Origin of the sequence: Massilia polaris (assembly GCF_012927275.1) — a bacterium.
GTDB lineage: Bacteria > Pseudomonadota > Gammaproteobacteria > Burkholderiales > Burkholderiaceae_D > Telluria_A > Telluria_A polaris.
Genome location: NZ_JABBGG010000008.1, coordinates 157019 through 183075 on the forward strand (window position 1 = coordinate 157019; position 26057 = coordinate 183075).

Here is a 26057-nt window from a genome sequence, read left to right on the forward strand (position 1 = left end):
TTGCGATGTTGTCACCTAGCCACACTTTCCTCAGTGATAAGTGTTTAGAATGAATTTTTTCGTTTTCGGAGACTGCCGCGTGTTCAAACTCACCCCCCTTCGCCGTTCGGTTCTCATCAGCCTTTACGGTAGTGTCGCCCTGGCCGCACTCGCTCCAACCGCCTACGCCCAGGCCACTTCCGCCCCGCAAGCGCAGTCCGGCGACGTGGTGCCGACCGTGAGCATCGTCGGTTCGCGCCGCGTCGCCACCACGTCGGCCACCGAAACCGCGGTGCCGGTGGACTTCATCCCGATGACCAAGCTCGCCGAACAAGGCGGCCAGTTCGACCTCGCCCAGACCCTGACCTACATTTCTCCATCGTTCAACTCGACCCGCCAGACCGGCGCGGACGGCGCCGACCTGGTCGATTCGGCCGCGCTGCGCGGCCTCGGTTCGGACCAGACGCTGGTGCTGATGAACGGCAAGCGCCGCCACAGCACCTCGCTGGTGAACATCTTCGGTGCGCGCAACCGCGGCAACACCGGCACCGACATGAACGCGATCCCGCTGCTGGCAGTGAAGAACATCCAGGTGCTGCGCGACGGCGCGGCAGCGCAGTACGGCTCCGACGCAATCGCCGGCGTGATCAACGTCGAACTGAAAAAATCGCTCGGCTGCGAAACGGTATTGGGCTATGGCCAGTACTCCAAAGGCGATGGCGAGAACCTGCTGGCTTCCGGCTACTGCGGTGTTCCTGTCGCCGGCGGCGTCGTCGGCATCACCGCCGAATACCTCGACCGCGACCGCTCCAACCGCGCTGATCCTGGCAGCCTGCGCACCATCGGCGACTCGAAAGTCGAGAACCAGACCGTCTACCTGAACGGCGAAATCCCGGCGGGCCCCGGCAAGGTGTACTTCACCGCCGGCCTGCAGAAGCGCGACGCGTCGTCGGCCGCCTTCGGCCGCGGCCCGGACCAGATCCCAACCCGCAATGCACAGGCGATGTACCCGAACGGCTTCGCGCCCTACATCGACGCGATCATCGACGACCAGTACGGCACCATCGGCTACCGCACCAACCTGGGCGACTGGACTGCGGACTTGTCGCAGACCTACGGCTACAACAAGATGCACTACACGATCCGCAACACGCTGAACGCGTCGATCGCCAATGCCGACCTGCTGGCCGGCGGCCGCGGCGTGAGCAAGTCCGAGTTCGACGCCGGCGGTTTCTCGGCCGAGCAGATGACCACCAACGTGGACGTGGCGCGCTTCTACCCGGGCATCATGAATGGCCTGAACCTCGCATTCGGCGCCGAGTACCGCACCGAGAACTACGAGATCTTCGCCGGCGAAGCTGGCTCCTACATCGACGCCGACGGTCCAGGCTTCGGCGGCGACCCTGGCAGCCAGGGCTTCCCCGGCTTCCGTCCTGCCGACGTGACCGACCGTGACCGCCACAGCGTGGCTGCATACGTCGACGTCGAAACCGACGTCACCGACCGCCTGAAGGTGCTGAGCGCCGTGCGCTACGAAAAGTTCAGCGACTTCGGCAGCAGCGTCACCGGCAAGCTGGCCGCCGCCTACAAGATCGCCGACGGCGTGCTGCTGCGCGGCTCCGCCAGCACCGGCTTCCGCGCACCGTCACTGCAGCAGGCCTACTTCTCGTCGACCTTCACGGAATTCGTCAACGGCCGTCCGATCGACTCGGTGTTCGCACCGAACGGCGGCGCGGTGGCCAACGCCATCGGCATTCCGAAGCTGAAGGAAGAAGAATCGACCAGCTTCACGCTGGGCGCGACCTGGGCGCCGACCCAATCGACTTCGGTGACCGCCGACCTGTATCGCATCGCCATCGATGACCGCATCGTGTTCTCGGGCCGCTTCGACGCCGACAACTTCGCGCCGATCGTGCCGCTGCTGAACACCCTCGGCGTCGGCGCAGCGCAGTTCTTCGTCAACTCGATCGACACCAAGACCCAGGGCCTCGACCTGACGGTGGCGCACCGCGCCGCGGTCGGACCGGGCAAGCTGAATACCTTCCTGGCCATGAACATCAGCAAGACCGAAGTCACCGCGGTGCACGCACCGGCAGTGTTCACGGGCTTCGAAGACGTGCTGCTGTCGGAGCGCGAGCGCCTGTTCATCGAACAGGGCGGCCCGCGCCGCAAGGCCACGCTGGCGTTCGAATACCTGCTTGGCAAAGTCGGCACCGAATTCAAGATCATCCACTTCGGCTCGCAGACGCTGGGCACTTGGTCGGGCAGCGAATCGGTACCGAACCAGCACTACAAGCCAAAGACTTCGGCGGACCTGAGCCTCACCTACAACTTCAGCGAGAAGACCAAGCTGACAGTAGGCGGCGCGAACATCTTCAACGTCAAGCCGACCGTGCAGGACGAGAACGAGACCGACAACGGCTTCAAGTACGAGTCAGTGCAGTTCGGCCTGAACGGCGCGTCCTACTTCGCGCGCCTGTGGCACAAGTTCTAAGCGCTTAAGCGTAACGACGGCGCCCTCTGCCTCCAGGCACAGGGCGCCGTTTTTCATCCCGCTCCGGTATAAATACACCGCAACACCACGCTAGCCTGGCTTGTTCGCGTGATATACACTTGCGCGTTACGCCATTTACCCACGCTGGACATGAAACCGAATCTCCTCGCCTACGCCCTCCCCCTGTTCCTGCTCGCGGCCGCACCTGCCGCGCGCGCCGATGTCGATTACCAGCTGCGCATCACCAACGCCGCCCAGCACCTGGCTGAAGTAAGCGCCGCCTTCCCCGCAGTGAACGGCGCCACGCTCGACGTGCAGATGCCGAACTGGCGCACCGGCCGCTACCAGATCCTCAACCTCGCCAACGGGGTGCGCACCTTCAAGGCGGTCAACGCCAAGGGGGAAGCGCTGCCGGTCGCGAAGACCGACAAGGGCACCTGGCAGGTCCAGACCAAACCGGGCGACGCGGTGACGGTCAGCTACGAGGTGTACGCCAACGTGCTGGGCGAGCGCACCCGCCACATCGACGACACCCACGCCTACCTCGACGCCAGCGGCGTGTTTGTGTACGCGGCGCCGTTCCGCAATGAGCCGGTCAAGGTCAAGCTGGATGTCCCTGCCAACTGGCAGTCGCGGTCGGGCATGGACGCGGGCGCATGCGGCCACTGCTTCGTCGCGCCGAACTACGACGTGCTGGTCGACTCGCCGATTGAAACGGGCATCCACGAATTCCACACAACGACCGTCGACGGCCGCACCATCGAAGTCGCGATCTGGGGCCGCGGGAACTACGACGGCAAGAAGATGACCGACGATCTGAAGAAGATCGTGATCGAAGGCGGCAATCTGTATGGCGGCAAGTGGCCGTTCCAGCGCTACCTGTTTATCGTCCATGCGACCGATGGCGCCGGCGGCGCGACCGAGCACCTGAATTCCACCGTGATCCAGCGTCCGCGCTGGATGTTCGCCAAGCGCAAAGATTATCTCGGCTTCCTGCGCACCGCGGCGCACGAGTTTTTCCACACCTGGAACGTCAAGGCTTACCGTCCGAAGGAGATGGTCCCTTACGAATACCAGAAGGAGAACTACAATCCGCTGCTGTGGATCGCCGAAGGCCACACCTCGTATTTCGATGAAATGATCGTGCTGCGCGCCGGCCTGCAGAAGCGCGACGAATTCATGGAGGAGTACGCGAAGACCATCGACGACTACCTGCATCAGCCGGGCCGCTTCCAGCAAAGCGCCACCGAGTCGAGCTTCGATGAATGGATCTCGGTAGGCGGCGAGCGGGCGCGCAATGCGTCGGTCAACATTTACTCGAAGGGCCAGGTACTGGGCCTGATGATGGATATCGAACTGCGCCGCCAGACCAAGGGCGCCAGGGGCCTCGAAGACATGCACCGCATCCTGTTCGACAAGCACTCGGTGGCACAGGGCGGCTACGATCCCGTCACGGTCAAGGCTGCGCTGCGCCAGGTCAGCGGCAACGACTGGAGCGGCTGGTGGAGCCAGTACGTCGACGGCACCGCCGAGATCCCGTTCGCCGACCTGCTCAAGACGGTCGGCATGCAGTACCTGATCGACGTGCCGAAGGACGAAGAGCAGAAGGAAGAATGGTGGGCCGGCTGGAAGATGCGCGAAGGCAGCGACCCGGCGCTTGTGACCGAAGTCGAGCGCGACAGCCCTGCATGGAAGGCGGGTATCGTGTCCGGCGACGTGCTGGTGGCGGTGAACGGCCTGAAGGTATCGGCCAAGGACCTGTCCGAGAAGCTGTACCTGTCGAAGGCCGGACCGTTCAAGCTGCACATGTTCCGCCGCGATGAACTGCGCGAGGTGCCGCTGAATCCTGTGCTGCAGCCGAAGGGCAAGGCCAAGGTGAAGGCGCTGGATAAGCCGACCGCGGAGCAGAAGGCGTTGAACGCCGCGTGGCTCGGAATGGCGTGGCCGAAAGACGAAGCGAAGAAGAAGTAAGCGCTGTCTAAACGTAGGGCGGATGCACTTCGCTTATCCGCCCTACGCACTCAAGCCGCGTGGCTTCCCACCGGCCCACTCCCGACCTTGCCCCACGGCGTCGACGGCGCCTTGATATAGTGCCTGACGATATACCCCCACGGCAGCACCAGCGGGACCAGCACGACCCCCATCCCGCACGCGAACAGCGTCTCGGCCGCATAAGCATCCAGCCCCGGCCCCATCCACATCGGCAGCGCAAACGCGACGACCCAGATGACCTTCCAAACCAGCTCAAAGATAAGCAAGGGCAGCATCTGCAGCGGATAGCGCAGCCCAAATAACGACACCAGCGCCAGCCCGCCGAGCAGCGACCAGACAACCGTGTTCGCGTTCGCGACAAGCGTTGGCGGCGCGATGATCAGGGGCCAGATGTTGAATGCAAGGCCGACGGAGATCAACAGGTACATCGCCCTTAACAGGTAGAGCCTTACTGTGCTGACTTCAGACATGGCAATTCCTTTCACGGTTTATTGGACTGCTCTACTCGACTTCCCTCAGAATTTTCTCGACCACCGCAAGGCGCGCCTTGACGTCGCCCAGCATTGCGCTCATCGACGCCAGCGTGGCCGCCGTTTCCGCCTGCGCCGCTGCCGCCTGCTCCGCCAGCTGACGGTAAGCCTCGTCGTTGGCAAGGCGCGCCCTGGCTTGCTGGATCGCGGCGTAGTACTTCATGCCGAAGATGATCAGCGCGGCGCCGAATGGGAGGAAGATCGTCAGCAGGTAAATACGTTCGGACATATCGTTCTCTACTTCTCAAGGTTGGTTGTCAGGGTCTTCACGGCCTCTGCGATCGCTTCCGGCGTGAGCGCGATGTTGAAACGGTTGACTTCAAAGTAGTTGAGCGCCTTGCCATCGTCCGATACTTCCAGCTGGCTTGTCACCAGGCCCGCGCTTTCCAGCTTCTGGAGGTGCAGGTGGAGCAGCGGGCGGCTGATGCCAATCTCCCGCGCCAGCTGGCTGACGTAATTGCGGCCGCCGGACGCCAGGAACGCGATGATCCGCAGCCTGTGGGGACTGGACAGGGCCGACAGCATCGCCAGCAACTGGTCTCCGTCTAATGAATGGTTTTTCGCTTTCACATGTAAACAATACTTGACACGTGAAAGCGAGTCAAGCGCTAATCCGCAGGTGATGTAGTTATTTGCACCCCAGGTGTGATGGATTGCGGGTGGCCGTGTCTTCAGTTAGCCGTGCCGTACACGGCTGTCCCCGGGCGCCTGTTGGCGCTCGTTCATGCCGTAATCCCTGACGACTGAGGCGATGCGCAGGCGGTAATCCTGGAAGATGCTGCCCCGTCCAGCGGATTGCGCCGTGCGATGGGCTTCCAGCTGGCGCCATTGAAGGATCGCCTCTTCATCCCGGAAAAACGAGAGTGACAAAATTTTCCCAGGTTGCGTCAGGCTCTGGAACCGTTCAATGGAAATAAAGCCATCGACTTCGGCCAGAAGTGGCCTGAGCGCTGCGGCAATGTCGAGATATTCCTGCTTGTGCTCCGGGTGCGGCACAACTTCAAAGATTACAGCGATCATCACGACTCCATGGCGGGTGCGGATTTAAAAATGGGAATGCGTCCGTTCAGCGACGGACGGTAGCTCCAGCTAACGGCCCGTCCCCGTATCGCTGTCGGGGTTTGCAGCAGCGTGCTGATACCGGCAGCGGCGATTGACGCAGCAAGCGCCTGGCCTGGGCAGGCGTGGGGTCCGTGCCCGAATGCGAAGACCCGGCGGTCCGGCCGTTCGAGCAGGAGCTCGCCGGGCCGCGCATTCGCCTGCGGATCGCGGTTTGCCGCAGCGAGCGACAATAACACGACATCGCCTGCGGCAAGGCCGATCCCGGCAATCGAAGTCGGCTGAACCACGAAGCGGCGCGTATTCTGCACGGGGGGATCGAAGCGGCTCACTTCCCGCACCAGTTCAGCAATTGCCGAAGGCCGATCGCGCACGATCTCCTCCAGCCCTGGCTGGGTAAGCAAGGCCACCACGCTATTGCCGATCAACCCGGCGGTTGCATCGTACGTCTGCGACAAAAGCCCGATGGCGTTGGCCAAAATAGCCGAGGCGTCATGCCAGCCAGCGATGTGCGCTTCCTGTCGGACGAGGCGAAGCAAACTGCCTTCCTGCGTCCCCTCTTCCATGGCTAATGCTGCGAACCGTTCAAGCAGTGCGTGTGCTGCGTCAGCGCCGAGCGCGATCTGTTCGCCAGTGCTCAATGGCGACAAGCTCGCGACAAAAGCGGACATCCACGCGTCGATCTTCGGCAGCGCAGCCTCGTCGAATCCCAGCAGGCTGGCGACGATATAGATCGGCAGCGAGTGCGACCAGGGAGCGAATGCTTGTTCGGACCGGAGATCATATAGCTCGTTTAGCGCATGCACCGCATTGCGCGCGCATCCAGCGACGCGCGCCTGGTCCAGCCTCGCCAATGCGCGCCGCAATGCGATCTTCGGCAGTGCATGCTTTTCGCCATCGTTCATCCGAACGAGATGGCCAAAGATATCCCCGACGGGCAGCCCGGCTAACGCGCGCGGCACCTGTTCGAGCGCCGGCCTCACCCGGCAGTGCGGATTTTCGAGGACTTCGGTCACAACCGCGGCCCTCGACGCTATCCATAAGCCAAGCTCCCGATCGAAGATTAACGGTGGCCCTGAAACCAGGCCGGCGTAATAAGGATAAGGTGCGTGGTGCGTGACTGCGGTTAGCGCATTGATCGGGTTCATAGGAATGAGATTCTTGGTTGGTGTTTTGGCTGGACTATACTCACTCCCGACCCATAACGATTCGTTCACCGCCGAAGTATGAATGCAGACATGTCAGACACCCACCTGCCAGCCGTCGCAGCCGCGATAGCCGAGCCTTCCCGCGCGCGCATACTGTGCTGCCTGATGGACGGGCATGCGCGCACGAGCACCGAACTGGCGGCAGTGGCGCAGGTCAGTGCGTCCACTGCGAGTGCTCACCTTGCCCGCCTCAAACAGCATCGCCTGGTCGAGCTGGTCGCACAGGGCAAGCATCGGTATTACAAGCTGGCGTCAACGGATGTCGGGGCCGCGCTCGAAGCGCTGCTGGTCGTGGCGGGCGCACCCGTGAAGGAATTCACACCGACCACGCCAAGCCGGTTACGCCAGGCACGCACCTGCTACGACCACATGGCGGGGTCCTTGGCCGTTGCGCTGAACGACCATTTCATGTCGCAGGGTTGGCTGGCCACGGTGAATGGAGGCACGGATTACGCGCTCTCCGATGAAGGCGAGCTGGCGCTGGCGGCGCTTGGCGTCGATGTCGCAGGCGCACGCACCAAGCGCAGGCGCTTTGCCTGCGCATGCCTGGACTGGAGCGAGCGAAAGCCTCACCTGGCGGGCGCTCTTGGCACTGCACTGCTCCAGCTTACCCTCAAGCGCGGTTGGGTCGAGCAGGATATGGATAGCCGCGCCCTGACCGTGACGAGTGCGGGCCTGCGGCAGTTTCGCGCCCGCTTTGGCGTGCACGAGAAAGACGCTCGCTTCGCCGCCTGATCGCCGGCGCCGCCGCGACAGGCACTTGACAATATTGAACAAATTGATCGAGTATCTCCGTGTCCAATGAGGAGACCTCCCATGTCGCGATCCGCCCTGACCCGCCGCCTGTTCCTGATTTCCCTGCTTGCCGTCGCTTGCGCAGCACTGGCGCCCGCCAACGCTGCCGAATTCAAATCCGAACGCATTACTGTCAGCACCGAAGGCAAGGGGAACGACGTCATCCTCATTCCCGGCCTCGGGTCGTCTCCACGCGTCTGGCGCGAACTGGTGCGGGCGGTGCCGGGATACCGTTACCACCTCGTTCAGGTGTCCGGGTTTGCAGGCCACGCGCGCGGCCAAAATGCGGAAGGTACGGTGGCCGCGCCGGTGGCCGAAGAGATCGCGCGCTACATCGCTGCGCAAGGCCTCGATCGTCCCGCGATCATCGGCCATTCGATGGGAGGCACCATCGGCCTGATGCTGGCGAGCCGGCATCCGAACGCGCTGTCAAGGCTGATGGTCGTCGACATGCTCCCCTTCCTCGGCGCGATGTTCGGGCCTCCCGGTACGACAACGGCAAGCGTCAAGCCGACGGCCGACGCCTTCATTGCGAAGTTGCGCACCGCCGATCCGGTGGCTCGCCAGGCACGCTCGGCTGCGACCATCGACAGCATGGTCGATAACGTCGCGATGCGGCCCGGTGCGCTGGATGATTCGCTCAAAAGCGACCCGGACGTCGTTGCGCGCGCCTTCCACGAACTGATCGTCACGGACCTAAGGCCGGAGCTGGCCAAGATCGCCGTGCCGACTACGGTGTTGTACGTCATGGCGAAGACTCCGGGCGTGACCGAAGCCGCGATCGACAGCGCATATACGGCGGCGTACGCGCCCTTGAAAGCCGCGACGCTCAAGCGCATTCCTTCAAGTGCACACTTCATCATGTGGGATCAGTCCGAACAGTTCCAGTCCGAAGTCAGGCAGTTCCTCGGCAAATAGCGTCGAGGGTGCGCCGGACAGGCCTGGAATCGCTTTTACAAACTACGGACGCAGGTGCGGGAACTCCACCCGCACGCGCAATCCGCCTAGTTTTTCCGACTGGTCCAGCACCAGCCTTGCGCCGTGCCGGTCGGCGATCGCCTTGACGATGGCCATGCCGATGCCGCTGCCGCCTGCTTCGCTGCCGGCGATGCGGTAGAAGCGGTCGAATACCCTCTCGCGCTCGTCCGCCGGAATTCCGGGACCGCTGTCTTCGACGATCAGGGTCGCGCCATTATCGCCGGCGCGCACTTCAACGTCGACCTTACCTTCCGCCGGCGTGTACTTGATCGCGTTGTCGACCAGGTTGCGCATCAGGATTGCGAGCGCGTCGGGCTGGCCCTGGATGCTGACGTCATCTGCGCGTTCCAGCCCGAGATCGATGCCCTTCATTTGCGCGGAACCAGCCAGGTCGCCCAGCGTTCGCCGCGCGAGGTCCGCGAGCGCGATGTTCTCCACCTTGGCCCCGCTCGCTGCGCTGGCTTCCTGCCGTGCCAGCACCAGCAACTGCTCCACAAGGCGGGTCGCGCGTTCGATACCGGCCGTCAGGCGTCCCACTGCGACGCTGCGTGCTTCGGGCGACTCGGCTCTTTCAATGCTTTGTGCCTGAAGCTTCAGCGCGGCCAGCGGCGTGCGCAGTTCATGGGCCGCGTCGGCGACAAAATGCTGCTGCGCGTCGAACGCGGTCTTCACGCGCCCGAACAGCAGGTTCAGTTCCTGCACCAGCGGCAGCACTTCATCGGGCAGCTCCGCCTCGGAGACGGGCGACAAATCGTCGGCCTGGCGTGCCGCCACCTGCTTGCGCACGCGCGCGACCGGCGCCAGCGAGCCGCTGACGACCAACCAGACCACCAGCATCAGGATCGGCATCATCACCGCGATCGGCCCTACCGTACGCAGCGCGAGGTTGCCCGCGATCTTGCGCCGCACCGCCATGTCCTGCGCCACTTGCACCGTCTGGTTGTGGGTCTGCACGGAGAAAATGCGGTAGGTGGTGCCGTTGGCCTTGACGTTGGAAAACCCAAGCACCGCCCGCTGCGGCAGGCGCGCGCGCGAGAAGGTGCGGAATACCTGCACGCCGTCCGGGGTCCAGACCTGCACCATCAGGTCATTGTTTTCGGCGGCGGCTTCGGCGGATTCGCGCGCTTCCATGCTCGACAGGGGCGCGCCGGAGCGCAGCGACAGCGCCATTTGCTGCATGTGGTAGTCGAAGATCTCGTCGGCGTCGCTCAGCGAGGTGCGGTACGCGATCGTCGCCTGCGCCAGCGTGGCAATCGAAATGGCGGCCAGCAGGAACCACAGCAGGCGGCCGCGCAGCGAGTGGGATACCTTCATTGTTTCGGGACCATGTAGCCGACCCCGCGCACGTTCTGGATCAGTTCACTGCCGAGCTTCTTGCGCAGGCCGTGGATATAGACTTCGACCGCATTGCTGCTGACTTCATCGCGCCAGCTGTACAGCTTTTCTTCGAGCTGTGGCCGCGACAGCACCACGCCGGGCCGTGCGATCAGCGCTTCCAGCACGGCCCATTCGCGCGCCGACAGGGTGACCATGGCGCCGTCGACCTGCACTTCGCGGGTGGCGGGATTGATGGTGATGTTCTTGTACTCGAAAACCGGTTCGCCGCGGCCGGCGGAGCGGCGCAGCAAGGCGCGGATGCGCGCCAGCAGTTCGTCGAGATCGTAGGGTTTGAGGACGTAGTCGTCGGCGCCCGCATCGAGGCCGGCGATGCGCTGTTCGACCGAGTCGCGCGCGGTGGCGACCAGCACCGGGGTCTGGTCTTTGCGCGTGCGCATCGCGCGCAGCACTTCAATGCCGTCCTTGCGCGGCAGGCCAAGGTCCAGCAGCACCAGGTCGTAGGCCTGCGATTGCAGCAGCGCGGTGTCGGCCATCTCGCCATCCTTGACCCAGTCGACGGCGTAGTGCTCGGCCCTGAGCAGGTCGAGCACTACTTCGCCGATCATCGTATCGTCTTCCACCAGCAGTAGCCGCATCACTTCCCCGTTTCTCGATTAATGCGGTGCCGGCCAAGAAATTAACCGATCCGCACAGGAATGAAGATTTTGTCACTCCCGCGCTGAATCAGCAAGGCTACCGACTTGGTCGACTTGCCCACCACGTCGCGCACCTGGGCGACCGAGCTGACCGGACGGCCATTTACCGACAGCAGTACATCACCCGCCTGCACGCCCGCGTTGAGCGCGGCGCCGCCGGCGTCTTCAATCACCAGGCCGGACGCGATGCCCGACTGGCGCTTTTCGATCGGCTCGAGCGGGCGCAGGGACAGGCCCAGCTTGCTGCCGCCATCGGCGACCTCGACCGCCTCTGGTTCGGCCTCGGCCACCTTGTCGCTGGCGTTGCCGAGCCTGGCCGGGACCTGCACGATCTTGCCGTCGCGCCAGACGTCGAGGACGACGCGGTCGCCTGGCTTGGACGTGCTCATCATCGCAGGCAGGTCGCCCGAGGCGATGATAGTCTGGCCGTTGAGCTTGCGGATCACGTCGCCCGACTTGAGGCCGGCCTTGTCCGCCGCACCGCCGCGCTCGATATTCGACACCAGCGCGCCTTCGGGCGTGGCGAGGTTGAACGAATCGGCAAAGGCCTGGTTTACTTCCTGGATCACAATGCCCAGCTTGGCGTGCTGCACCTTGCCGGTCGTGACGATCTGGTCCTTGATGCGGTAAGCCACATCGATCGGGATCGCGAACGACAGGCCCTGGTAGCCGCCGGTCTGGCTGTATATCTGCGAGTTGATGCCGATGACCTCGCCGCGGGTGTTGAACAGCGGACCGCCCGAGTTACCGGGGTTCACGGCTACGTCGGTCTGGATGAACGGCACGTTGCCCTCATCGATCGAACGGCCCTTGGCGCTCACCACGCCCGCCGTCACGCTGCTTTCCAGGCCGAACGGCGAGCCGATCGCCAGCACCCATTCGCCGACCTTCAGGTCGTTCGATTTACCGATCGGCACGACCGGCAGCTTGCTGGCGTCAATCTTGAGCACCGCCACGTCGGTTTTCGGATCGGAGCCCAGCACCTTGGCGCGGAATTCGCGCCGGTCCTGCAGCTTGACCGTGACTTCGGAAGCGTCGCGCACCACGTGCGCGTTGGTCAGGATGACACCGTCCGGGCTGATAATGAACCCGGAACCGGCGCCAAAAACGGGAACGTCGCGCTGGCCGCGCTGCGCGCGCGGGTCCTGGAAGCGACGGAAGAACTCAAAGAACGGATCGTTTTCACTGCCGCGCGGCAGCCGTGCATCCGGGCCGGCGCTGGTCTTGGTGCTGCCGGTGACCTGGATGTTGACGACCGCCGGTCCCATGCGCGAGACGATCTGCGTGAAGTCCGGCAGGACCACGGCGGCCGCTGCCGGGGCCGGCGCGCCAACGGCGGCCGGCAGCGCAGGCGCTGCGAGGATTGCGGCAGCGCCCGACGCTACCGCATTGTTATGATTGACTGCGACCGCACCAACCGCCCCGCCGATGACGCCTGCGGCGGCAAGGGCCAGGGTGAGTCGCTTCGCGCTGATGGCAGTGGTGGCACCGACGTTTTGCATTTAACGTACTCCTGGATTGAAAGGGTTTTCGATGGCTTCATAGTGCAGCACCAGACTTAATGCTTCCTTAAAGCTGGTCGTAGACAGGGGCGCCCCAACCGCGAGCGCCCCCTTTCCTATCCGGCTCCTGCCGTGCTTACGCGGCCTGGCGCTGCTCCAGCGCCTGCACGTTGTCACCGCTGTTGATGGCGGCGTCCCCGCCACCGATGGTGATCTTGCGCGGCTTGAGCGCTTCAGGCACTTCGCGCACCAGTTCAATGGTCAGCATGCCGTTGTCGAACGATGCCGTGGTGACCTTGACGTGGTTGGCCAGCTGGAAGCGCTGTTCGAAATCGCGTGCCGCGATGCCGCGGTGCAGGTAGGTGTAACCGCTCGCATTTGAAAGTGGTCGTGCTCGCATTCAACGCCGTTTTCGGCGCGAATTAACTGCGAATGACGGGCGCCAGTGCTTACGCTATCTGCAAACGAGCTTGCAATCGACGGCGCCGGCTCGCATTCGATGGCGAGCGGCTCACGCTAACTGCAAATGACGGATCATATCGGCAAGCCATCCAGCTTCAGCCCTCATTGCAAGCGCTGTGCCGACAAGCTGAGCGCGGTGTCGAGCGCGTCCATGAATTCGGCCACGTTGATGGGTTTGGTCAGGTAGCGCAGGAAGCCAGCGTCAAGACCCTTGCGCACGTCACGCGGCAATGCATTAGCCGACAACGCAATTACTGGAATACGCGCGGTCAGTGGATCGTGACGTAGCAAACCCAAAACCTCGGTGCCGCTGATGCCAGGGAGGTTGATGTCCATAATAATCAAATCTGGCTGGTACTTGCGCGCTAGCGCGATTCCCAGATGTCCGTCAATGGCGCTGAGCATTCTCAAATCCGTCCGTCGGGCGATCAGTTGCTCGACCAAGAGTAGATTGGCCGGATTGTCTTCCACATAAAGCACCGTGCGTTGTAGCGAGTCGTAGGACTGTCTCAAGCCCATACCCGGCGGATGGTCGCCGAACAGCAGCTCAGGCGCAGATGAAGCCGCCAGTTCGACCCAAAAAAGCGTGCCGACACCCACCTCGCTTTCTACACCCACGGTACCACCCATGAGTTCCACTAGCTGCTTGGTAACCACGAGTCCAATCCCGGTACCCTCCTCGACGCCGGCTTCCTGCCCGAGTCGATTAAACGGCTGAAATAGCTGCGTCAACTGGTCTGGGGCCAGGCCGTTGCCTGTGTCCCGTACACTTACGCGTACCCGCTCGCTGCCAGACATTTCGCATTCCACCACTACGCTGCCGCCAATGCGGTTATATTTGATCGAGTTCGAAAGCAGGTTGATAATCACTTGTTTCACTCGCGTCAAGTCGGCGTGCACGAAAAATGGAGTATCGAAAGATGGAAACGTGAGTGTGATACCACGATTTTGCGCCTGCGGCGCGATCATTGCCTCGCAGTCGCGTAACACGTCGGTGAGCGCCATGGCCTCACGCGACATGGCAACCCTGCCTGACTCGATCATCGACAGATCCAGAATTTCATTAATTAGCCGCAGCAAATACCAGCCACCTTTGAGAATCTGATCGAGCGAACGTTGTTGTGGCGCACTGGGTGGCGGAATCGCGGATTCCATCAACTGGGCGAAGCCGAGCACCGCGTTGAGCGGCGTTCGCAATTCGTGGCTCATGTTCGATAGGAACTCCGATTTGGCGACGTTGGCTTTTTCAGCCTGCGCGCGGGCGTTCTCAAGCTCGACACTATTTTCGCGCAAGGTTCGGTTCAACAGCTCGAGCTCCAGTTCCGCTTGCTTGCGGACGGTGTTGTCGGTGCCGATCAAGAGATAGCCGATGATGTCTCCGTTCGGCTCCCTCAGTGCCGTCACCGAGACGATTGCCGGGAAGCGACTGCCATCTTTGCGAACATACGTCAGTTCGTAGCTGTCCTCGATGCCGCGCGAGGCCTTAAAGATCAGCGCCTCGAAACCGGGCGCGATCGGCGTGCCCAACTCTAACGTGAGCGCGGCAGCGCGGGCGATCACCTCGACTGGGTCGGAAATGCCGGCTGGGGTAATCTGGTCCACTATGTCCTCGGACTGGTAACCGAGCATCCGCTCGGCGCCGACGTTAAATAATTGGATCATTCCCTTAGCATCGGTGGCGATGCAGGAAAAATAGGGGCTGTTAAAGATGGCGTCCTGCACGGCGCCATGCTTCAGGAGCGCAGGCTGCGCTTCGCGCGCGGCGGCGCGGTGAGAGTCGTTCATTTTTACTGCCCTTTGGTTAACAACAGCCGCCTTTGTTCAGGTCGGTTCTGCGGTGCATTGTTGAGCGATCTACGCTATTGCCTGTGTTGCTCCACATGACATGCGCAATTTTAACAAAAATCAATTCCCAAAAAAAAGTTTTGTGCCGTATGGGTACACCTTATCGGACCACGGGAGCGAGACAATTTTTTTGTCTCAGCCTTGCAAGAGCAGGCACTGCGCGCTGCGGGCTGCGATGTGGTCCGGGCGGAGAAGGCGAGCGGTACCAGCCGCGCCGGCCGTACTGAGCTGGCGACGCTACTCGAATTTCTGCGGCGTGGCGACACGCTGGTCGTGACGAGGATAGATCGCTTGGCGCGCAGCATCAAAGATTTGCAGGACATCGTGTACACGCTAAAGGAGCGCGGCGTCACCCTCAAGGCGACTGAGCAGCCCATCGACACCCGCAGCGCGGCGGGTAAGGCATTCCTGGACATGCTGGGCGTGTTCGCGGAGTTCGAAACCAACCTCCGGCGAGAGCGCCAGCTCGAAGGCATCGCCGCCGCGAAGGCGCGCGGCGCCTACCATGGGCGCAAGCCATCGGTCGATTCCGCCGAGGTCCAGCGCCTGCACGTTGAAGAGAAACTCGGCGCGACGGAGATCGCGCGGCGGCTCGGCGTCGGCCGCGCCTCGGTGTACCGCGCGCTGGCCCGCCATGAGCGGCCAGCGTAAGGCGATTCCCGTCGATTCGCTGCTGCAACTACGGCAGCGGCTGGACCGCCTGCCGTCCAAGAGCCAAGAGCGGGCGGCCCAGATCGCCGCGGCGGCCGGCTTGTACGGCGTCTCCGCGACGACCGTCTATCGGGCGCTGCAAGCGGTTCAGAAGCCACACGCTGCGCACCGCGCCGACTACGGCAAGCCGCGATTGTTGCCGCAAGCGGAGTTGGAACGCTATTGCGAGCTGATCGCGGCGCTCAAACTGCGCACCACCAACAAGGCCGGGCGCCACCTTTCCACCGGGCGGGCCATCGAGCTGATGGAGGACTACGGCGTGGAAACGGCGCAGGGCTTGGTCAAGGCGCCCAAGGGCCTGCTGCGGCGCCCGACCGTCAATCGCCATCTTTCCCTGTTGCGCCTCGATCAGCCTCACCTGTTGCGCGAACCGCCGGCAGTGCGTTTTCAGGCAGAGCACAGCAACGACTGCTGGCAATTCGACATGTCGCCGTCCGACCTCAAGCACATCGACAAGCCCGATTGGATCGATCCTTCGAAGGGCGTGCCAACCTTGATGCTGTTCAGCGTGGTGGATGACCGTAGCGGCGTCGGCTACCAGGAGTACCAGTGCGTGTACGGCGAGGACGCCGAGTCCGCGCTGCGCTTCCTGTACAACGCCATGGCCGCCAAGGCCGACCCCGCGTTTCCGTTCCAGGGCCGCCCGAAGATGATCTATCTGGACAACGGTCCTGTGGCCAAAAGCAGGGTTTTCCAGAACGTCATGCTGGCCCTCGATATCGCGTGGCTCACCCATATCCCGGCCGGCAAGGACGGCACCCGAACAACTGCCAGGTCGAAGGGCAAGGTCGAGCGCCCGTTCAGGACGGTGAAGGAAGCGCATGAAACCCTTTACCACTTCCACAAACCGGAAACGGAGCGCCAGGCCAACGACTGGCTGATGCGCTACCTGCTGCGTTACAACGACCAGAGCCATCGCTCAGAGAAGCATTCCCGGCTGGACGATTGGCTGGCCAATCTGCCGGCCGACGGCGTGCGCGACATGTGCGCGTGGGAGCAGTTCTGCCGGTTCGCGCGCGAACCGGAGCGCCGCAAGGTCGGCGTCGACGCGCGCATCACCATCGGCGGCACCGCCTACCAAGTGGTAGCCGGACATGGCCGGCGAGACCGTCGTCCTGCTGTGGGGCTTGTTCGACGACGAACTATACGTCGAGTTCGACGCCGAGAAATTCGGGCCCTACCGTCCGGTGTCCGGCCCGATCCCTTTGCATCGCTACCGCGCGTTCAAGCGCGGCAAGGCGGACGAGCGCGCCGACCGCATCCGTGCGCTCGCCGACCAGCTCGATCTGCCGATCAGCGCTTTGGCCGGAAGCGACATGCACCTTGCGCCGCCGGCCGCCGCCATGCCACTGCCGCACCAGCCGTTCGACGCCGCTGCGCACGAATACCACTTCGCCGGCCCCATCGCCGCCAAGCTGGCCATCGCCGCCGACCTGGCGCGGCCGCTGGCCAAGCTCGCGCCGGAGGACCGGACCTTCATCGACCAGGTGCTGGCCGAGACACTCAACCGCAACGTCGTACTGGCGCGCGTGCGGGACTATTTCCGAAGCAAACAATCAGGAGGGGACCATGCGGGTTGAGGTTATGCAGTACTACGGGCTGACGCAAGCGCTCAGCCAGACCGGCTACTACGAGACCGAGCACCACCAGCAGCTCATCAAGGACATCAAGGGCGCGGTCATGCAGGGACGTCTGATCGCCGTCTGCGGCGTCGTGGGCAGCGGCAAGACTGTCACGCTGCGCCGCCTGCAGCAGATCCTGAAAAGGAAAACCGCGTGTCCGTCGCCAAATCGATTTCAGTAGAGAAGCACAGCATCAAGCTGGCCACCTTGATTTCGGCGCTCTACTACGACCTGTCGCAGGACAAGCAGGTGCAGATCCCCAAACAGGGCGAGCGGCGCGACCGCGAGCTGGAGCATCCGTTGGTCCCCATCTAATGGCAGGGCTCGCTCATTTCAAGGGCAAAAAAAAATATGATTTTTGCGGCCGCCTGCAGAAAGAAATTTTGCGTTGCGGCTTGCTGCGCACGGAAGGGTTCGGCAGATGCCGCGCGCATCGATGGTGTATGCTTCTTCCATGACTACAGATACCGACATCCAGCTGAGCGGACCGTTCAAGGCCGTGGACAGCACCGGCCGTTCCCATGACATCAAGGGCATTCGCATCTTCGACGAGGGTTACGGGATTATCGACGTGTACGTGGACTTCGCCGCACCGGTCGAGCCTGGCCTGTACAAGGACCAGGTACTGGCCGGCAAAGTCATCGCCCAGCTGCGCACGCTGGGCTACAAGGGCCCGGACTTCGGCCCCAGCGATCCCGGCTTGCAGGACCGCAAGCTGATCGTGCTTGAGGCGCCGGAAGAGTTCAGCGCGTTTGCCAAGAGCAAAGGCTGGAAGAATTTGGCTGAGGAATTCGACGACGAGTAAGACCACTGCTGGCCGCGTTGGGTGGACGGCGTAACATCTACGATTCGCCGTGTATCGACAACCCTGCCAGCCGCGATTCGGATAACGGCTTTACTGTATCCAAAGCGGTGTAATCCTGCCGCACCTCCCACAAATCAAGAGCTTGCTGCATCTGCAACCAGCTTTCGGCGGACGTATTGAGCAACGTTGCGATCCTGACTGCCATCGCGGGCGTCATCGATCGTTTTTCATTGATTAGTTCGGAGACCGTGAGGCGGCTTACGCCCAGCAATTGGGCCCGTTCGGTTTGCGTCATCTTGAGTGCGGGCAGTAATCCACTCCGTTACAATGTCAAGTCACGCAAACAAGCCATGCAAGTACCAGCGCGGCTCGGCGTCTTCCGCCATGCCCGCGATGCGTTCGCGGTACACCCAGTAGTGCGCATTGTCCTGCCCCTCGGCGATGAAATAATCCCTCGCATGCGCCTGGCTCCACCACCCCGCTTCGATGCGTTCGGGCGTCGACGCCATCTTCAACGGCGAGCCATAAAACGGACGGTGGTTGCGCATCAGTAGCGCGATCGGCTTGGCCAGCAGCCACACCGGGCGCGGCAGGCTGAGCACATCGGGCGGCATCTGCGCGTCCAGCGCCGCCTGGCGGATTTTTTTCTGCACCGGCAGCCAGGCATTGGCCAGTTCGGGCCGGTAGTCCGCTTGCGGCGCCGCCTGCAACACGTTATCGGGTCCCAGCCGCGCTACCAGCAGTTCAAGCATGCGCAGCTGGTCTTCCTCGCTGCCGCCCGGCTCCGGAAACAGCGACTCGCTCGGCGGCGCCATCGGCTGCACCTGCAGCGCTTCAAGGCACAGGCCGATCACGTGCGCTTCCAGCACCTGCCTGGCCAGCCTTTCCTTCAGCAGCCGCACCAGGTGTTCATCGCGCCATGTCGGTTCGGCCAATACGATTTCGATGATGGTGGGCGCGCGCGCCACCCGCCCGCGTTCGTGCTCGAGCTGCAAGGTGATGCGTTCGACGGCGAGCTGGCGCGCACACAGCCAGCCTGTCAGCTGCAGCAGCAAACGGTGGGCGCCGAACAGCAGCGCCTCGGCATTCTCGACCCGGTCGAACAATTCAAGATGGGCGCGGAACGTGGTGGGCGCCTCGATCCAGTCGAACAGTTCGGGCGTCATGCCATACGCGGCGTCGAGCAGGTCGAGCAGCGCGCGGCCGCAGCGGCGCTGCAGACCGGGCCGCGGCAAGCGCCGCATGTCGCCCAGGCTGAAACAGCCGATGCCTTCGATCCACGATGCGAACGGACGCGCCGGCGGCAGCAGGCCGCACGGCAGGCGGTCGAGCCGCCGCACCAGCGACGGCATGCCGAGCGCCCTGCCACCCCGGTGGCGCGCCAGCAGCCAGGCGCCGCGCGCCGTGGGCGCGCAACTGAGCACGGCGGTGAAGCCGAGCGCGCGCATGTTGTCGCGTATGCGCCGGCACAGCGCACGGATGCCGCCGAACAGGCGCAGACTGGCGCCGATATCGATCAGCAGCGTCGATTCCTCGGCTTGCGCTACCAGCGGTGTGTACTGCAGCAGCGCCATCGCGACCGCATGCAGGGCGTCGGCTTCGCGCTCGGCGGTGCGCTCGTACAGGCGCGCCTCGGGCATGAGCATGAGCACGCCGCCGCGCCGCATGCCCGGCTGCACCCCGGCCGCCCGCGCCAGTGGCGAGACGGCCAGCACGCGCTCCTGCTCCAGGACGACGCTGCCGGCGTCGTCACTGGACCAGTTCGGGCAGAAGACTTCGAGCGGTAGCTGGGGCAGGTACAGGCCGATCCAGAGGCGCATGGCGTTGCAGTAAAGAAGGTGTGAGTGGGAGGAACAGCGGCGCGTCACGCTGCGGCCCCCGGCGTTTGACGAAACCGATTTCCATGCCGCCCGCCGCCGGACGCAAGCTGAGGCGCAGCGGCGCGGGCGAGGCATCCTGGCCGGCAGCCAGCGGCCGCAGCATGAAGAACAGGGTTTCGCCGCATTGCGCGGCAAGGTTCAGGCGGCGCAGCGCCTCGCCGCGCGCATGGCTGTGCCAGAACAAGAGCGCACCGCAACTACCGCTGCGCAATACCTGTTCGGCAGCCCACAGCGCGTCGGCGCTGCGGCTGGTGCGCACCCACAGCAGTTGCGATGGTTTGATGCCCAGGGCAGCCAGCGCCAGCGCCTGGGGCGGGTGCGGCGGCTGCAGCAAGACGATGCGGCGCCGGGCCACCGTTTGCAGGGATGGGCGCAACAGGCGCATCTCACCGATGCCTGCTTGCTGGAGCAACAATTCGTTGAGCGTGCCTGTGGGCCAGCCCCCGCCCGGCAGCTGTGCCGACAGGGTCGGATGCCCCGTGTCGACGCAGCGGGCGCTGGAATGCGCCAGTTGCGAAGCCAGCCACAAGGAAGGATGCAAACTTTCCGGGGCGGCAATGGAGTGTAGAGAAGTCATGGTCAAACCGCCTGAATACTGGATGGATATACAGTACTATTCGAAGGCCGGTTTGGCAATACCTATCTTTTTGCGGCGCGCCCTTGACTTTGGATTCAGGCGCTGCCGGCCCGGCTGTGACGTGAAAAGAAGTCGAGCAGGAGCTTGCTGGAGACTGGCCCGGGGCCGGAGTTGAAGGCCAGGCTGGCGTCGCCGCCGCTCCAGGCATGCTTGAGTTCAGAAATTTGCACGACCCGTAGCAGGAGTTTGCGTTGCAGGCGCACGTCGCGCAAGCGGTAGGCAAGCGTGCGGCTGGTGCGCTCGCGGGTGGTGATATCGACCGGTGTTCCGATTGGCACGCGATTGAGCAGCAGCGCCTGTTGCTCCAGGTGGACTTGGTTAATTGGACGAACAATCCGGTCGGACTCGCCGTGGAACAGGATGGTAGGCATCGCGGGAAAACCCGGCTGCCGGTCAAGCACTTCCTGTATCGCCGCCGCGGCGCGGCGGGCGTCGCCCTGCAGCATCACCTTCATGGCAGCGACGGCGCCGCCTGCGGCCCCGAACAGCGGCGACGAATGCACGCCCAGCGCAGCAATCAGGCCGGGATGGTTAAGCGCGACAATATGCGCCATCGCCCCGCCGGCGGACAAGCCGCATATATAAATGCGGGAACGGTCGATGGGATGGGAAGCGGCGACCGTATTGACGATCCCGACAATGAGGCCAACGTCGCCGCCGCCTTCCTGGGTTGCCCGGTCATACCATTTCCAGCAAGCCTGGGGATGGCTTACCTTGGACCGCTGGGGGTAGACCACAGCGTAACCCTGCTTTTCAGCGACCAGGTTCATGCGTGTACCCTGGGCAAACTCATTCGCGGTCTGGTCGCAGCCGTGCAGCATGATGACCAGGGGGATGCCCTGCTGCGGAACGGCAGGGGGAAGATACAGCCAGTACAGCATGGTGCGCAATGCGCCACGCGCGCCGACACCCGTGTAATGGTCGCCCAGCCACATGCCGGTCAAACTGACGCCCGCCGGAGCACCGGTAACGGTTTTCGCCCGCGTTTTGCGCGCGGCCGGCGTAGCGGTAAGCTTGGTTTTAACTTTTGGAACAGCCAGCAGCGTCTTTACCGCGCGAGCGGTCGTACGCTGCTGTTTCTTGGCGTTGCGCAGCAAGCTGCGCAGCCACGGCCGTACCGGTTTTACCATCGAAGCCTTGACAGTCCCGGGAGGCGAGCCAGCAGGGTCGCGGCCAGGGAACGGGTAGGAATAGGTTTGCCCAGCGGGCCGGCGTTGTTGCAGCGTGCGGTAAGGAACATCATTTTAATGCCTCCAATTTTTAATTAGAGTAGCAACCGGGAAACACGCGTTCTGTGCGTTATCACTCATAAGGCGGAAACACAACAATAACGCGCGCGCCAATCGCATCCGCGGCGCAAGGCGGACTATCCCGGACATGCCTAGCGCTGCATCGATTCCCACACTTTCTGAAGCCGCTTTGCCGAAACCGGCATCGGCGTACGCAGTTCCTGCGCATACAGCGACACGCGCAGCTCTTCGAGCATCCAGCGGAACTCGACCATTTTCGGATCACTGTTCTTGCCGGCCAGCCGGTCCTTCGCCGCGCGCAGGAAATGGCTGGCGGACTGGTTCCACTCCGCCATCAGGCGTGTATCACGGGTCGGATCGCCACGCAGCTTCTCAAGCCGGACGTTGATTGCCTTCAGATAACGCGGGAAATGCGCCAGCTGCGCATAATCGGTATCGGCAACGAAGCGCTTGTGCACCAGGCCTTGCAACTGCCCCTGGATATCGGCGGCGACTTGCTGCTGCACGTTCTGCAACTTCTTCGGCAGGCCGTGGTACTCGGCCAGCACCTGCCCAACCAGGCGCGCGATCTCGTTTACCAGCAAACCCAGCCGCGACTTGCCCTCTTCCTTGCGTTTGTTGAACGATGCCGCATCGGCCGGCAGCGGATCCTGCAGGCAAGCGATATCGATCGCCTTCTGGACAATCTGGTCGCGCAATTCCTCCTGCGACCCGAGCGCCATGAACTGCATGCCCATCTGCTGCATGCCCGGAATATTCTTTTCCGCAAACTTAAGCTGCTCGCGAAATTGCAGCGCGAACAGGCGGCGCAAGCCGATGCGATGGGTGCGCGCCGCAACGGCAGGATCGTCGAACACTTCCAGGTCGCAATGCGTGCCCTTGTCGACCAGCGCCGGGAAGCCGATCAAGGTCAGCTTGCCCTGCACGATCTCGAGCAACTCCGGCAATTCTCCGAAGCTCCAGCTGGTCATGCCGGTATGCTGGCTGACCGCAGGCGCGGACGGTGCAGCGGCAGGCGCCGCATTGCCATCCTTGACAGGCGCGTTCCCTTTCGCCGCAGCAGGAACGCCCCCCTTTAATCCCGACAGTTGCTGCAGCGAAGCAGCCGAAAGGGGCGCCGCTTGCGCTTTACCTTCGGCCATCTTCTGGAAACTCTCGCGCGCCAGGCGGCCGAACTCGTCCTGCAGCGCGGACAAGTTGCGGCCCATTTCCAGCTGGCGGCCATGCTCGTCGACCACCTTGAAGTTCATGAAGTGGTGCGCCGGCAGGGTCTCCGCCTTGAAGTCGGTGGTCAGCACCGCAATGCCGGTCTGGGCGCGGATGTCGGCGATGATTGCATCGACCAGGTCACCGCGGCCGAACTTTCCGGCATCGTGCACACGCTCGCAGAACTTCGCCGCGTAATCCGGCAGCGGCACGCAATGGCGGCGCAGTTTTTGCGGCAGCGATTTAAGCAGCAGGTGCACCTTCTCCTTCAGCATGCCAGGCACCAGCCATCCGGCGCGCTCGCGCGGCAACTGGTTCAGCGCAAACAGCGGCACCGACAAAGTCACGCCATCGCGCATGCTGCCCGGCTCGAAGTGATAAGCAAGCTGCATCTCGATGCCGGTCACCGACATCGTTTTCGGGAACAGCTCTGTCGTCACGCCGGCCGCTTCATGGCGCATCAGTTCTTCGCGCACCAGGAACAGCAGCTTCGGATTGTCCAGCGTGGCGTCCTTGTGCCACTTCTCGAACCCTGCGCCGTTGACCACATCGAGCGGAATGATCTTCTCGTAGAAGGCCGCGATCAGGTGGTCGTCCACCAGCACGTCGAGGCGGCGCGACTTGTGTTCGAGGTTTTCGATCTCGCGTATCAGCTTCTGGTTATGTGCGAAGAACGGCGCGCGCGTGTCGTAGTCGCCCGCCACCAGGCCATCGCGAATGAAAATCTCGCGCGCCTCGGCCGGATTCTTCTGGCCGTAGTTGATGCGGCGCTGGCTGTACACCGTCAGGCCATACAGCGTTGCCTTCTCCGACGCGGTTACCTGCGCGGAACGCTTCTCCCAGCGCGGCTCGCCCCACGATTTCCTCAGCAGGTGGCTGCCGACGCGCTCCACCCACTCGGGCTGTATCTGCGCCACGCAGCGCGCATACAAGCGCGTGGTCTCGACCAGTTCTGCCGCCATCACCCACTTGCCCGGTTTTTTCAGCAGCGACGATCCTGGCCAGATGTGGAACTTGATCCCGCGCGCGCCGAGGTAAGCGCCGCCCGGTTCGTCCTCGGCCTTGAAGCCGACGTTACCCAGCAAGCCAGTCAGCAGCGCCGTATGAAGGTTCTCGTACGTCGCCGGCGCGTCGTTCAGGCGCCAGCCCTGCTCGCGCACGATCGTCAGCAGCTGCGAATGCACGTCGCGCCACTCGCGCAGGCGAACCTGCGACAGGAAATTGCTGCGGCAGGTTTCCTGCAGCAGGCGGTTCGACTTCTTATGCTCGATCGCCTGCTCGAACCAGCTCCAGATTTTTATGAAGGACAGGAACTCCGATTTCTCGTCGGCGAATTTTTTGTGCGCTTCATCAGCGGCCTGCTGGTATTCCATCGGCCGGTCGCGCGGGTCCTGCACCGACAGTGCGGACGCCACGATCAGCATCTCGGTCAGGCAGGCGTTATCCAACGCGGCAAGGATCATGCGGCCGACGCGCGGATCGAGCGGCAGCTTGGCCAGCTTGTGGCCGAGGGGCGTCAGCTGGTTGGCTTCATCGACAGCGCCGACTTCCTGCAGCAGCTGGTAGCCGTCGGCGATCGCGCGGCCCTGCGGCGGTTCGATGAACGGGAAGGTCTCCACGTCCGTCAGGTGCAGGGCCTTCATGCGCAGGATGACGGCGGCCAGCGACGAACGCAGGATCTCCGGCTCGGTGAATTTCGGCCGCTGCAGGAAATCGTCTTCCTCATACAGGCGGACGCAGACGCCATCGGCCACGCGGCCGCAGCGGCCGGCGCGCTGGTTGGCCGCCGATTGCGCGATCGGCTCGACCTGCAGCTGTTCAACCTTGTTGCGGAAGCTGTAGCGCTTCACGCGCGCCAGGCCGGCGTCCACCACGAAGCGGATGCCGGGCACGGTCAGCGAGGTCTCGGCCACGTTGGTGGCCAATACGATGCGGCGCGCATTGCTGATCTTGAAGACGCGGTCCTGCTCTTCGACCGACAGGCGGGCGAACAGCGGCAGGATCTCGACGTGCGGCGGGTGATGCTTGCGCAGCGCCTCGGCGCAATCGCGGATCTCGCGCTCGCCAGGCAGGAACACCAGCACGTCGCCCGAACCGATGCGGCTCAACTCGTCGACCGCGTCGATGACGCCGTCGAGCAGGTCGCGCTTTTCACGCGCTGCCTGCGCCTTCGGCTGCGGCTTCCCCTCGGGAGCACTGGCAGTCACCGGGTCGCGGTCGATCGGACGGTAGCGCACTTCCACCTTGTACAGGCGGCCCGACACCTCGATCACAGGCGCCGGCTTGCCCGGCTGGCCGAAGTGGCGCGAGAAGCGGTCCGCGTCGATGGTCGCGGACGTGATGATCACCTTCAGGTCGGGACGGCGCGGCAGCAGCTGCTTAAGGTAGCCAAGCAGGAAATCGATGTTCAGGCTGCGCTCGTGCGCCTCATCGATGATGATCGTGTCGTAGGCTTTGAGCAGCGGGTCGGTCTGGGTTTCGGCCAGCAGGATACCGTCGGTCATCAGCTTGACCGACGCGCCCTTCGACAGCGTATCGTTGAAGCGGACCTTGAAGCCCACGTGCTCGCCCAGCGGCGAGCCCAGTTCCTGCGCGATGCGCTTGGCGGTCGACGACGCCGCGATCCTGCGCGGCTGCGTGTGGCCGATCAGGCCTTTCTGGCCGCGGCCAAGTTCAAGGCAGATCTTCGGCAGCTGGGTAGTCTTGCCCGAGCCGGTTTCGCCCGAGACGATGATCACCTGGTTCTCGGTCAGCGCCTTGGCGATGTCGCCGCGGCGGCCCGAGACCGGCAGGTCTTCGGGGAAGGTAATCGGCGGCAGCGGATTGCGCACCACTTCACGCGGCTCGCGCGGCGCCCGCGGGCCCTGCTCCTTCGGCCTGCGCTCACCCGCTTCGCGCGCGGGACGCGGCTGTCCCTGGCGCTGGTCCTGCGCCTTGCGCGGCTGGCCGCCGTCGCGCTGCTGGGGAGCCTTGCGCGCTTGCTGCGCCTGCGTTGCGGGTACTTCGGGCTTGTTACTCTGTTCTGACATCGTTTTTTGCATGAATTTGGCGCGCAAGTCGCGCAGCGAA

22 protein-coding genes and 2 pseudogenes are annotated in these 26057 nt (G+C 63.5%); 9 read left to right on the forward strand and 15 right to left on the reverse strand.

The genetic code is table 11. The features are described from left to right. The first annotated feature begins 79 nt into the window (after positions 1-79). Positions 80-2473 carry a TonB-dependent receptor plug domain-containing protein gene (locus HHL21_RS15355; RefSeq protein WP_370659737.1) on the forward strand — a complete coding sequence of 798 codons (2394 nt, stop codon included), beginning with the start codon at positions 80-82 and terminating at the stop codon, positions 2471-2473. Between the two features lie 150 nt (positions 2474-2623). After that, on the forward strand, positions 2624-4444 hold the full coding sequence (locus HHL21_RS15360; protein ID WP_169467402.1) for a M61 family metallopeptidase: 1821 nt from the start codon (positions 2624-2626) through the stop codon (positions 4442-4444). A 50-nt stretch (positions 4445-4494) separates the two neighbouring features. On the opposite strand, the gene HHL21_RS15365 is transcribed toward HHL21_RS15360, so the two are convergent. From HHL21_RS15365 to HHL21_RS15385, 5 genes are all read right to left on the reverse strand, one after another. Next, positions 4495-4935: a hypothetical protein gene (locus HHL21_RS15365; protein WP_169467404.1), complete on the reverse strand. Its 441-nt coding sequence runs from the start codon at positions 4933-4935 to the stop codon at positions 4495-4497. Positions 4936-4966: 31 nt separating this feature from the next. After that, positions 4967-5224, reverse strand: a complete 258-nt coding sequence (locus HHL21_RS15370; RefSeq protein ID WP_169467406.1) for a hypothetical protein — start codon at positions 5222-5224, stop codon at positions 4967-4969. Positions 5225-5232: 8 nt separating this feature from the next. Beyond that, the gene (locus tag HHL21_RS15375; RefSeq protein WP_169467514.1) at positions 5233-5520 is read right to left on the reverse strand and encodes an ArsR/SmtB family transcription factor; all 288 of its coding nucleotides are present in this window, start codon (positions 5518-5520) and stop codon (positions 5233-5235) included. A gap of 150 nt (positions 5521-5670) precedes the next feature. Continuing rightward, positions 5671-6015, reverse strand: coding sequence for an antibiotic biosynthesis monooxygenase family protein (locus HHL21_RS15380; protein WP_169467408.1), 345 nt, complete (start codon positions 6013-6015; stop codon positions 5671-5673). Further along, positions 6015-7202 (reverse strand): cytochrome P450, encoded by a 1188-nt coding sequence (locus tag HHL21_RS15385; RefSeq protein ID WP_169467410.1) that lies wholly within the window; start codon positions 7200-7202, stop codon positions 6015-6017. The genes HHL21_RS15380 and HHL21_RS15385 overlap by 1 nt, the downstream gene beginning before the upstream one ends. A 78-nt stretch (positions 7203-7280) precedes the next feature. Here HHL21_RS15385 and HHL21_RS15390 point away from each other — a divergent pair, with 78 nt between their 5' ends. After that, on the forward strand, positions 7281-7997 hold the full coding sequence (locus HHL21_RS15390; RefSeq protein WP_169467412.1) for an ArsR/SmtB family transcription factor: 717 nt from the start codon (positions 7281-7283) through the stop codon (positions 7995-7997). 81 nt (positions 7998-8078) lie between these two features. After that, the gene (locus HHL21_RS15395; protein ID WP_169467414.1) at positions 8079-8975 is read left to right on the forward strand and encodes an alpha/beta fold hydrolase; all 897 of its coding nucleotides are present in this window, start codon (positions 8079-8081) and stop codon (positions 8973-8975) included. A 42-nt stretch (positions 8976-9017) separates the two neighbouring features. Here HHL21_RS15395 and HHL21_RS15400 read toward each other — a convergent pair whose 3' ends face one another. The 5 genes and pseudogenes from HHL21_RS15400 to HHL21_RS15420 form a co-directional block, all read right to left on the reverse strand. Next, positions 9018-10349: an ATP-binding protein gene (locus HHL21_RS15400; RefSeq protein WP_169467416.1), complete on the reverse strand. Its 1332-nt coding sequence runs from the start codon at positions 10347-10349 to the stop codon at positions 9018-9020. Next, entirely contained in the window at positions 10346-11008 is a 663-nt protein-coding gene (locus HHL21_RS15405; protein ID WP_169467516.1) for a response regulator, read from the reverse strand. The genes HHL21_RS15400 and HHL21_RS15405 overlap by 4 nt, the downstream gene beginning before the upstream one ends. A 41-nt stretch (positions 11009-11049) precedes the next feature. Continuing rightward, positions 11050-12570: a DegQ family serine endoprotease gene (locus HHL21_RS15410; RefSeq protein WP_169467417.1), complete on the reverse strand. Its 1521-nt coding sequence runs from the start codon at positions 12568-12570 to the stop codon at positions 11050-11052. A gap of 136 nt (positions 12571-12706) precedes the next feature. After that, a pseudogene (locus HHL21_RS15415) lies at positions 12707-12934 on the reverse strand (Hsp20 family protein); the annotation flags it as partial. A 200-nt stretch (positions 12935-13134) separates the two neighbouring features. Further along, complete coding sequence (locus HHL21_RS15420) at positions 13135-14817, reverse strand: PAS domain-containing hybrid sensor histidine kinase/response regulator (protein ID WP_169467419.1); 1683 nt, start codon at positions 14815-14817, stop codon at positions 13135-13137. 201 nt (positions 14818-15018) lie between these two features. On the opposite strand from HHL21_RS15420, the gene HHL21_RS15425 reads away from it, so the two are divergent. The 5 genes and pseudogenes from HHL21_RS15425 (at position 15019) to HHL21_RS15440 (ending at position 18015) form a co-directional block, all read left to right on the forward strand. Continuing rightward, on the forward strand, positions 15019-15528 hold the full coding sequence (locus HHL21_RS15425) for a recombinase family protein (protein WP_206085799.1): 510 nt from the start codon (positions 15019-15021) through the stop codon (positions 15526-15528). A gap of 4 nt (positions 15529-15532) precedes the next feature. Beyond that, a pseudogene (locus HHL21_RS15430) lies at positions 15533-17168 on the forward strand (transposase family protein). Next, positions 17158-17391, forward strand: a complete 234-nt coding sequence (locus HHL21_RS15435; protein WP_206085800.1) for a hypothetical protein — start codon at positions 17158-17160, stop codon at positions 17389-17391. The pseudogene HHL21_RS15430 and the gene HHL21_RS15435 overlap by 11 nt, the downstream one beginning before the upstream one ends. After that, positions 17364-17525, forward strand: coding sequence for a hypothetical protein (locus HHL21_RS21435; protein WP_206085801.1), 162 nt, complete (start codon positions 17364-17366; stop codon positions 17523-17525). The genes HHL21_RS15435 and HHL21_RS21435 overlap by 28 nt, the downstream gene beginning before the upstream one ends. A 139-nt stretch (positions 17526-17664) precedes the next feature. Continuing rightward, positions 17665-18015: a hypothetical protein gene (locus tag HHL21_RS15440; RefSeq protein WP_169467421.1), complete on the forward strand. Its 351-nt coding sequence runs from the start codon at positions 17665-17667 to the stop codon at positions 18013-18015. A 37-nt stretch (positions 18016-18052) separates the two neighbouring features. Here HHL21_RS15440 and HHL21_RS15445 read toward each other — a convergent pair whose 3' ends face one another. The 5 genes from HHL21_RS15445 to hrpA all read right to left on the reverse strand — a co-directional run bounded on the left by HHL21_RS15445 (position 18053) and on the right by hrpA (position 26017). Next, complete coding sequence (locus tag HHL21_RS15445) at positions 18053-18325, reverse strand: HigA family addiction module antitoxin (protein ID WP_267874087.1); 273 nt, start codon at positions 18323-18325, stop codon at positions 18053-18055. Positions 18326-18350: 25 nt separating this feature from the next. Beyond that, the gene (locus tag HHL21_RS15450) at positions 18351-19835 is read right to left on the reverse strand and encodes a Y-family DNA polymerase (protein WP_169467425.1); all 1485 of its coding nucleotides are present in this window, start codon (positions 19833-19835) and stop codon (positions 18351-18353) included. Next, positions 19765-20472 carry a translesion DNA synthesis-associated protein ImuA gene (gene imuA / locus HHL21_RS15455; protein WP_169467427.1) on the reverse strand — a complete coding sequence of 236 codons (708 nt, stop codon included), beginning with the start codon at positions 20470-20472 and terminating at the stop codon, positions 19765-19767. Before imuA ends, HHL21_RS15450 begins: the two co-directional genes overlap by 71 nt. Before the next feature lie 95 nt (positions 20473-20567). Then, positions 20568-21629, reverse strand: a complete 1062-nt coding sequence (locus tag HHL21_RS15460) for an extracellular catalytic domain type 1 short-chain-length polyhydroxyalkanoate depolymerase (RefSeq protein ID WP_229496467.1) — start codon at positions 21627-21629, stop codon at positions 20568-20570. A 284-nt stretch (positions 21630-21913) separates the two neighbouring features. Then, complete coding sequence (gene hrpA / locus HHL21_RS15465; protein WP_169467431.1) at positions 21914-26017, reverse strand: ATP-dependent RNA helicase HrpA; 4104 nt, start codon at positions 26015-26017, stop codon at positions 21914-21916. Between the last annotated feature and the right edge of the window lie 40 nt (positions 26018-26057).

Coding starts and splice junctions, on each gene's coding strand:
- HHL21_RS15360 (WP_169467402.1), top strand. CDS start 2,624: ATGAAACCGAATCTCCTCGCCTACGCCCTCCCCCTGTTCCTGCTCGCG.
- HHL21_RS15365 (WP_169467404.1), bottom strand. CDS start 4,935: ATGTCTGAAGTCAGCACAGTAAGGCTCTACCTGTTAAGGGCGATGTAC.
- HHL21_RS15370 (WP_169467406.1), bottom strand. CDS start 5,224: ATGTCCGAACGTATTTACCTGCTGACGATCTTCCTCCCATTCGGCGCC.
- HHL21_RS15375 (WP_169467514.1), bottom strand. CDS start 5,520: ATGCTGTCGGCCCTGTCCAGTCCCCACAGGCTGCGGATCATCGCGTTC.
- HHL21_RS15380 (WP_169467408.1), bottom strand. CDS start 6,015: ATGATCGCTGTAATCTTTGAAGTTGTGCCGCACCCGGAGCACAAGCAG.
- HHL21_RS15385 (WP_169467410.1), bottom strand. CDS start 7,202: ATGAACCCGATCAATGCGCTAACCGCAGTCACGCACCACGCACCTTAT.
- HHL21_RS15390 (WP_169467412.1), top strand. CDS start 7,281: ATGAATGCAGACATGTCAGACACCCACCTGCCAGCCGTCGCAGCCGCG.
- HHL21_RS15395 (WP_169467414.1), top strand. CDS start 8,079: ATGTCGCGATCCGCCCTGACCCGCCGCCTGTTCCTGATTTCCCTGCTT.
- HHL21_RS15400 (WP_169467416.1), bottom strand. CDS start 10,349: ATGAAGGTATCCCACTCGCTGCGCGGCCGCCTGCTGTGGTTCCTGCTG.
- HHL21_RS15405 (WP_169467516.1), bottom strand. CDS start 11,008: ATGCGGCTACTGCTGGTGGAAGACGATACGATGATCGGCGAAGTAGTG.
- HHL21_RS15410 (WP_169467417.1), bottom strand. CDS start 12,570: ATGCAAAACGTCGGTGCCACCACTGCCATCAGCGCGAAGCGACTCACC.
- HHL21_RS15420 (WP_169467419.1), bottom strand. CDS start 14,817: ATGAACGACTCTCACCGCGCCGCCGCGCGCGAAGCGCAGCCTGCGCTC.
- HHL21_RS15435 (WP_206085800.1), top strand. CDS start 17,158: ATGCGGGTTGAGGTTATGCAGTACTACGGGCTGACGCAAGCGCTCAGC.
- HHL21_RS15440 (WP_169467421.1), top strand. CDS start 17,665: ATGACTACAGATACCGACATCCAGCTGAGCGGACCGTTCAAGGCCGTG.
- HHL21_RS15450 (WP_169467425.1), bottom strand. CDS start 19,835: ATGCGCCTCTGGATCGGCCTGTACCTGCCCCAGCTACCGCTCGAAGTC.
- imuA (WP_169467427.1), bottom strand. CDS start 20,472: ATGACTTCTCTACACTCCATTGCCGCCCCGGAAAGTTTGCATCCTTCC.
- hrpA (WP_169467431.1), bottom strand. CDS start 26,017: ATGTCAGAACAGAGTAACAAGCCCGAAGTACCCGCAACGCAGGCGCAG.